This window comes from Pseudanabaena biceps PCC 7429, from assembly GCF_000332215.1.
Classification (GTDB): domain Bacteria; phylum Cyanobacteriota; class Cyanobacteriia; order Pseudanabaenales; family Pseudanabaenaceae; genus Pseudanabaena; species Pseudanabaena biceps.
Window position 1 is genome coordinate 1 of record NZ_ALWB01000265.1, and the last position, 6687, is coordinate 6687.

Sequence of the window (6687 nt, forward strand, 5' to 3'; positions counted from 1 at the left end):
TCCTAATCCTAAATATTCTCCTTTTCATTCTCTTGGATTTGCCCAGTTCTCCATTCTCTGGGTTACTTTTTCCTGCTCTTTTTCTGATTAGCTTAATCAACTTAGTCTAAACTCCAGTCATTAACGCACGCTACAAGATCGGCGATCGCACTACTATCAACAAAGGTTTTGAGATTCCAAAAATGGCAACACCATTTTTGGAATTGGTATAACATCCCCATAAGCAATACTCTGCAATCCGCTCCAACCGAATTGTTAGAAGGAGCTTACTTTTTGGGGAAGCGTAAACTCTTTTGTCCAGCCACAATCAAGCAATATTCCTCCTTCTAAACTAATTATCGCAGCATCCAGAGAATGAGCAAGCGTATCCACATTAACTACCGTCCGCTCAAAAACTTCGTCAGCGATGAAGTGCAGTTCTGGTCCCCATTTCACCCAATAATCGCTCTCCCCTCTTTGGGTAATTCTATTCTCATCAAGATTGACGATTGTTGGAGGAAACGAACCTCGATGAAACGAGTGTGTTAGGAAGGGGTAGGGTTCAGGGTTCCGTGTTGAAAGAATCAGCTCTGCAAGTTGGATGTTTTGTCGATGACTAAGCAGATAGATAAAGGCTTGCTCGAAGGCAGAATACCCTTCGCTCCAGCTTGTTCTTGCCTTAACTGTTACAACAATATGGTTTTCAGTTCTAGAACTGAGAGCAACAAACACTTTGTGCTGCTCTAATGTCACACAATTCCAAGAAATAGTTTGAGGAGTGAGAGTACTCGCTCCAGTAAAACCCGCAAGCGTAAGAGCAGAGCAAAGAAGCTCCAATATAATTTCAGGTGTGGAGTTATAAAACCAAGCTTCAACTACAAATCCCATTGAAGTTGGCATTGGTCAGTTAATCAGGGATAGGTTCTGAAATGCCCATTTCATGACGATAAAAAGAACGAAAATTCATCGATCACGTTTTAACTGACCAATACCAAGTTTACTTGAACAGTTTCTTCATCTAACTATGAAATTAGACAGAAATTTTCTATCTAATTCGATTGGTTCGGCTTCTGGGGCTACGTGCTGGCGGAGCACCTCTCGGCACTGGCGGATCTTGGCGGAGAAGTCTCCCGACGGGTACTCGGCGAGCAACCCGTCCAAGTACTCGGAGAACGTTGCCCCGTCAGTATTTCGGGCTAGTGGGTTCGCCCCAGCTCGCAGCAGGAACGTGATAACATCCTCGCCGTCGGCGTTGGTGACTGCTGCCATGAGGGCGGTTAGACCGGAGTTGCATTCCGGCAGGGTATCCATCGGCAAGGCTACGTTCGGGTCGGCTCCGGCTGTCAGCAGAGAGTCCACCTCGTCTAGCGTGCCCTCCACCACCGCCCGCAAGAGCGGTGTCCAACCGTAGTGCTGCCGGAGGGTGAGGTCGGCTCCGGCTGCTACCAGCAGGGCGATCACCTCGCGGCTGTTCAGGTTGGCCTCGCCGTTCACGTCGATGGCGCAGTGCAGGGCGGTATACCCCTCGTCAGTTTGGCGGTTCACCGCCGCACCGGCATCCAGCAACTCGCGGATCACCACCGCCTTGCGGCTCATGCAAGAGACAGCGTGCATAAGAGGGGTGAAGCCGTAGGAGTCGGTCTGCTCCAGCAGCACTGGATGGAGGGCGACGATGCGACGAACCTCGGTGGCGTTCGCCTCGTCGATGGCTTTTATTAACTCGTCGAACGCTTCTACCACCCGCGACCCTCCACCGATGAACTATGTATTAGGCAGAAAATTTCTGTCTAATAACTATAGGGGATATAGGCTGAATACGGAACTTATGGCTAATCGCACCATATGACATACTAGGCAGAATTTTTCTGGCTATCTACACTATACAGCGCGTTATATGGAAAAACTCTGCCTAATCAACCAAATAGCTTATTAGACCAACACTACAATATATTATTCAGATTAATTGCTTGATAATTTTATACTGTTTTACATTTTTTGTTGCATACTAACATTCAATTGAATGCAAGTTTAGTGCATTAGCCCTATAGTTAACCTCAGTCAAGATATTCAACCCCTATCCACCTTCAAGCGTAATACTAACGAACTCATCACCCAGATGAGAAATACTGGACATCCCATAGTATTAACCATCAATGGCAAAGCAGAATTAGTCGTCCAAGATGCAGCGTCCTATCAACAATTACTCAATACAATTGAAGAACTAAAAACTATTGTTGGAGCAGCAAAAGGATTATAAGACTTGGCACAGATTCACACTAGATAAAAGAAATTAAAGCCATGACGATCGCCACAGAACAAGCTAAATCTAAAGCCAGAATTTGGACTGATGAAGAGTTTATGGCTTTGCCCGATTGCGGCGATCAAGTGCAACCTATTGCCGAACAAAGAATCTGTCTCGAAAACATCAGTTGGCAAACCTTTGAGCAATTGCTGGAAGATGTAGGCGACAACCTTAAAAAAAGCTAGAGACTATGGGGGATCACTCAAAAAAGCCTGTTAGTATATTAAGTAATAATAATTAACATAACTTTTTAAGATACTTTGTTTTTAAATCCTGACAAGGTTGAACTAGAGGAGCGCCCCCTAGAACGTTCTACATCAACAGTTCAGGCTATATCCCTAACTGAAAATGTTTCGTCTGCGTTTCCACATATATCACAGTATTTACTTGCCATTGCGTCCTTGGTGCAACATTGGCAATTTTGGTTTGCATCCCTATTTTTAGTTTCCGTCCCCGTATTTTTTGAAGCCCCCCTCGTACGCTATGCGCCTTGGTTGAGCTTGATTTGTACGGTCGGTTGGTTGGCGATCGCCAAACATTTAGAGGAAGATGCCAATACTAAGCTATGGGGTAGTCTCATCTGGGGCTTTAGCCTCACTTGGCTATGTGGTTCTCTATACTGGGGCTGGCTGCGCTGGGAACCCGCTTTCCATGTACCAGTGGAATCTCTAGCCCTACCTTGGGCAATATGGGCAATCCGTAGCGATTCTCACCGCATTGGGGGTTGGTTTTATATCGGCTCGTTATTGGGAACGGCAATTACCGATTTCTATTTCTATATCGCCCAACTTTTTCCTTATTGGAAAGGCTTGATGCAAGTTGAGTCAAATATCAACCTCGCTCAACCAATCTTAAAAAGCGCCTTAATATTAGTGGAAACACCTTGGGGCATGACATGGGCTTGTGTTTTGGCGGGATTGCTTTTGATTGTGGGCAACAAAGCTATGCGATCGCCAAATTTAGGCTACTGGTCATTTAGTGGTGCGGTATTGGGTACGATATTTGTAGACCTTCTGTTTTTCTGTGTTGCCACCCTAGGCTAAGGGTTAAAACTACCAAATATCTATCTGGCTATTCTTTGGGTAAGTTTAGTTCTAATAGTTCTCATAGACTCTTGACTAAAATTCCCAAAATAAAAACCCAGCGTTGGAGCGCTGGGTGCAGTCAGTTTAAGGCTTCATTGATTAGTAGATTACTGGAATTAGTTCTCTCTTTACCTCACGCGATCGGGTGAAATATTTGGTGATCGTGTCAGGTAAAGAGATATGCAGTGCTTCTCCACTTGGGTTTTGATTTTGTCCTAACCCAAGTGACGATATCTATATAGCGATAGCCAGTTATGTTAGGACATATATCTACGACAAACCCAAAACCCAAAATAGAGTTGCGGCGCTACGCGCCGCAACTCTATTTTGGGTTTTGGGGCTTAACTACAATGGCGATAGCTATACTAATCAATGGGTAAGGAATCTACTTTTTTAAATTCCCCATTCCAAGGGGCAAAAAATGGTAAAAATATCATTCCAGGGATAGCTAAGACGAGGGTTAACAGGAAAAACAATGCCCAGCCTTTACCATCACTGCCTGCTAACCAAGAAATATGATTAATAGTCGTCCATGAGGGCATATTGCGTTGAATGAATTGAGCGGATTCGCCAGAAAATGGTGACGCTAGCAAATCTCGACCGACCGCAAACAGACTTGATAGAAGAGCAAATTGAGTGGCAGAAAAGCTGGGATTGCACAGCACCATTAAAAAGCCTAAAAATCCTGCGGTTCCTAATCCCCCACAAAAATTCTCTACATTAATAGCAGCAAGCAAAACGTAATCATTTTTCCCCACTACGGAAATGGCATAGTAGCCAATATTGCTAATTGCTTGGAGCAATCCAAATACCCATAGCGATCGATTAATGCCGATTTTGCTTAAAATCGCTCCCCCTGCCAAGGTTCCTACAATTGTGGCTACTAAACCAATACCCTGACGCACTGTACCGATCGTGCCATCATCAAATAAAGTTTTTAAAAAAGGAACTGCCATCTTACCGACCATGGCATCGCTAAATCGATAAAAAATTGTAAATACAAGGATCAGAAGAACTTTGGTTATTCCTAACCGATGAAAAAATTCTTGAAAAGGCTTAACTACGGCTTCATCTAAGGTGGCTGGTCGAGCCTCAGCTTCGGGAGGTTCGGGGGCGACGATCGTCGCAATCAAGCCTAGCCCCATCACAACTGCTAATAAGACATATACCCAAGCCCAGCCTAATTTACTTGCTAAGTTAAATCCGACAAATCCTGCAAATAGAAGGGCGATACGGTAGCCCATCACCCAAATGCCAACGCCTGCTCCAACTTCCTGAGCTTCTAGCACATCTGTCCGATAGGCATCGATCGCAATGTCTTGAGTAGCACTGAGAAAAGCCAAAATTAAGGCGGCGATCGCTAATATGGGTAGAGCCCCTACTCTTTCCGTAGGCAAAATATTGCCAATTGCAAACATTTGTAAAGCAATCACTAAAATTGCCAATACTAGCCCCCCCTGTGTTAGCAGAATCCATCCTCGCCGCCTGCCTAAAAATGGTGGAACGAAGCGATCGATCAATGGCGACCATAAAAACTTGAGGGAATAGGGTAGTGAGACTAGACCTAGCCAACCAATCGTACTAAGGTCAAACTTAACACTGGTTAACCATGCGCGGAAAGCATCATCGGTTAGTGCGTAGGGTAAACCCGACGCAAATCCCAAAGATAAAAGCGCCGCCATTTTGCGACTCTGAAAAACCCGAAAAAATTGGGCGATCGTATTCATATTAGCGAATTAGACTACAATATATATGTAAGCGGAGACGCAAGTTTCCGTTCACTCCTCACACCACATTCCGCCTGAGCTTATGAGCAGCAAAGGCGGTTTCTTATTTTTTGACTATAAGTGTTTTTGGGTAATTCTTTTTCGTTTATTAAGTAGCTAGGCGTAATTAATTACACACCCAAACCAGTAAGGTTGCGCCCCGCAGGGGCGCAACCTTACTGGTTTGGGTGTGCGCACCCCCCCAAGATGAATGGCGACGCAAATCGTCGCCATTCATCTTGGGGGAGGATGTTCTAGCTATAAATTTGATTTTTATCAAAAGGGGGGTACTAGCTGTTATACTACCTACACACAATTTTTAAAAGTAAAAATTTTTAGTATTTAGGGAGTTAGCAAAGCATGTCATCAGCGATCGCCGTCACGGATGCTAACTTTGAGCAGGAAGTAATTAAGAGTGAAATCCCTGTTCTAGTAGATTTTTGGGCTCCTTGGTGTGGTCCATGCCGAATGGTTGCGCCCGTTGTCGAAGAAGTCGCGTTAAAATATGAAGGTCAACTTAAAGTTCTCAAACTTAATACCGATGAGAACCCTAATGTTGCTGGACAATATGGTATTCGCAGCATTCCCACACTCATGCTATTCAAAGATGGTCAGCGTGTAGATGTAGTTGTCGGTGCTGTCCCCCTTCCCACATTGTCTGCAAGTATTGAAAAGTGCTTAAATTCTGATGCCTAGGGTTTCTTCGGATCCGATATAAGCATTTATAGAATTTATAGACGTTATAAAATTCCAAAGTAAGGAGGAAAGTTCTAATTTCCTCTACACTTGGATTTTTTGTTTTTAGATCTGAAGATAGAAAGTTATAAAGTTATATTTATATCTATATGGCTTTTTATCGAGATAAAATACTTATAGGCTAGTCTGGATAGTGTTGCAATCTAAGATTGTCGAAATTTTATCTGCTGACGAATTGCGTCGTACGATCAACCGCTTAGCTTCGCAAATTGTCGAAGCTAGTGGAGATTTGTCTAATGTCGTTTTGCTTGGAGTTTACACTCGGGGCGTGCCTCTCAGCGTAGCGATCGCGAAGCAGATCCACACATTAGAAGGCGTTCTCGTTCCTTCGGGAGCACTAGACATTACATTTTATCGGGACGATCTCGATCGCATTGGTTTAAGAACGCCAAGTAAGACCGAAATTCCTTTTGACTTGAATGGTAAGACTGTAGTTTTGGTAGATGATGTAATTTATAGCGGTCGTACAATTGGGGCAGCCCTCAGTGCAATCCATGATTACGGTCGCCCCAAGGTGGTCAGATTAACAGCTCTGATTGATCGCGGACATCGTGAGTTACCAATTCATCCCGATTATGTGGGGAGGACTCTGCCGACTTCCAAAGACGAGCAGGTTAAAGTTTTTTTGAGTGCCGCAGGGGATGGTCGTGACGGAGTTGAGCTTTTTAAGCCCATTAGTTAAGAACAATAATTAATGGCGTTGTTGCATGAATAAAAAGAAGACAAAAGAATAGAGAATATTAGGATAGATAATTAACTAACAACAGAACAGGAGACAGGTTTAGCAAGTTGAATCATG

General features: G+C 44.0%; 8 protein-coding genes. 5 read left to right on the forward strand and 3 right to left on the reverse strand.

Annotation, left to right across the window (positions count from 1 at the left end):
- Window positions 1–255: 255 nt before the first annotated feature.
- Entirely contained in the window at window positions 256–879 is a 624-nt protein-coding gene (locus PSE7429_RS20325) for a hypothetical protein (protein WP_233424401.1), read from the reverse strand.
- A gap of 114 nt (window positions 880–993) precedes the next feature.
- Window positions 994–1719, reverse strand: coding sequence for an ankyrin repeat domain-containing protein (locus tag PSE7429_RS20330; protein WP_009629233.1), 726 nt, complete (start codon window positions 1717–1719; stop codon window positions 994–996).
- Window positions 1720–2044: 325 nt separating this feature from the next.
- Here PSE7429_RS20330 and PSE7429_RS27355 point away from each other — a divergent pair, with 325 nt between their 5' ends.
- The 3 genes from PSE7429_RS27355 to PSE7429_RS20345 all read left to right on the forward strand — a co-directional run bounded on the left by PSE7429_RS27355 (window position 2045) and on the right by PSE7429_RS20345 (window position 3324).
- Window positions 2045–2236 carry a type II toxin-antitoxin system Phd/YefM family antitoxin gene (locus tag PSE7429_RS27355; protein WP_267879026.1) on the forward strand — a complete coding sequence of 64 codons (192 nt, stop codon included), beginning with the start codon at window positions 2045–2047 and terminating at the stop codon, window positions 2234–2236.
- Window positions 2237–2277: 41 nt separating this feature from the next.
- Entirely contained in the window at window positions 2278–2466 is a 189-nt protein-coding gene (locus tag PSE7429_RS20340; protein WP_009629235.1) for a hypothetical protein, read from the forward strand.
- A 75-nt stretch (window positions 2467–2541) separates the two neighbouring features.
- On the forward strand, window positions 2542–3324 hold the full coding sequence (locus tag PSE7429_RS20345) for a DUF3120 domain-containing protein (RefSeq protein WP_009629236.1): 783 nt from the start codon (window positions 2542–2544) through the stop codon (window positions 3322–3324).
- Window positions 3325–3731: 407 nt separating this feature from the next.
- Here PSE7429_RS20345 and PSE7429_RS20350 read toward each other — a convergent pair whose 3' ends face one another.
- A complete protein-coding gene (locus PSE7429_RS20350) occupies window positions 3732–5093 on the reverse strand; it encodes an AmpG family muropeptide MFS transporter (RefSeq protein WP_009629237.1) in 1362 nt (453 codons plus the stop codon).
- 399 nt (window positions 5094–5492) lie between these two features.
- On the opposite strand from PSE7429_RS20350, the gene trxA reads away from it, so the two are divergent.
- Window positions 5493–5828 carry a thioredoxin gene (gene trxA / locus PSE7429_RS20355; protein WP_009629239.1) on the forward strand — a complete coding sequence of 112 codons (336 nt, stop codon included), beginning with the start codon at window positions 5493–5495 and terminating at the stop codon, window positions 5826–5828.
- Window positions 5829–6021: 193 nt separating this feature from the next.
- Window positions 6022–6570 carry a bifunctional pyr operon transcriptional regulator/uracil phosphoribosyltransferase PyrR gene (gene pyrR, locus PSE7429_RS20360; RefSeq protein ID WP_009629240.1) on the forward strand — a complete coding sequence of 183 codons (549 nt, stop codon included), beginning with the start codon at window positions 6022–6024 and terminating at the stop codon, window positions 6568–6570.
- Window positions 6571–6687: the final 117 nt, after the last annotated feature.

Bases quoted from the DNA above. Each gene is read 5' to 3' on its own strand.
- PSE7429_RS20325 (WP_233424401.1), bottom strand. From the start codon at position 879: ATGCCAACTTCAATGGGATTTGTAGTTGAAGCTTGGTTTTATAACTCC.
- PSE7429_RS20340 (WP_009629235.1), top strand. From the start codon at position 2,278: ATGACGATCGCCACAGAACAAGCTAAATCTAAAGCCAGAATTTGGACT.
- PSE7429_RS20350 (WP_009629237.1), bottom strand. From the start codon at position 5,093: ATGAATACGATCGCCCAATTTTTTCGGGTTTTTCAGAGTCGCAAAATG.
- trxA (WP_009629239.1), top strand. From the start codon at position 5,493: ATGTCATCAGCGATCGCCGTCACGGATGCTAACTTTGAGCAGGAAGTA.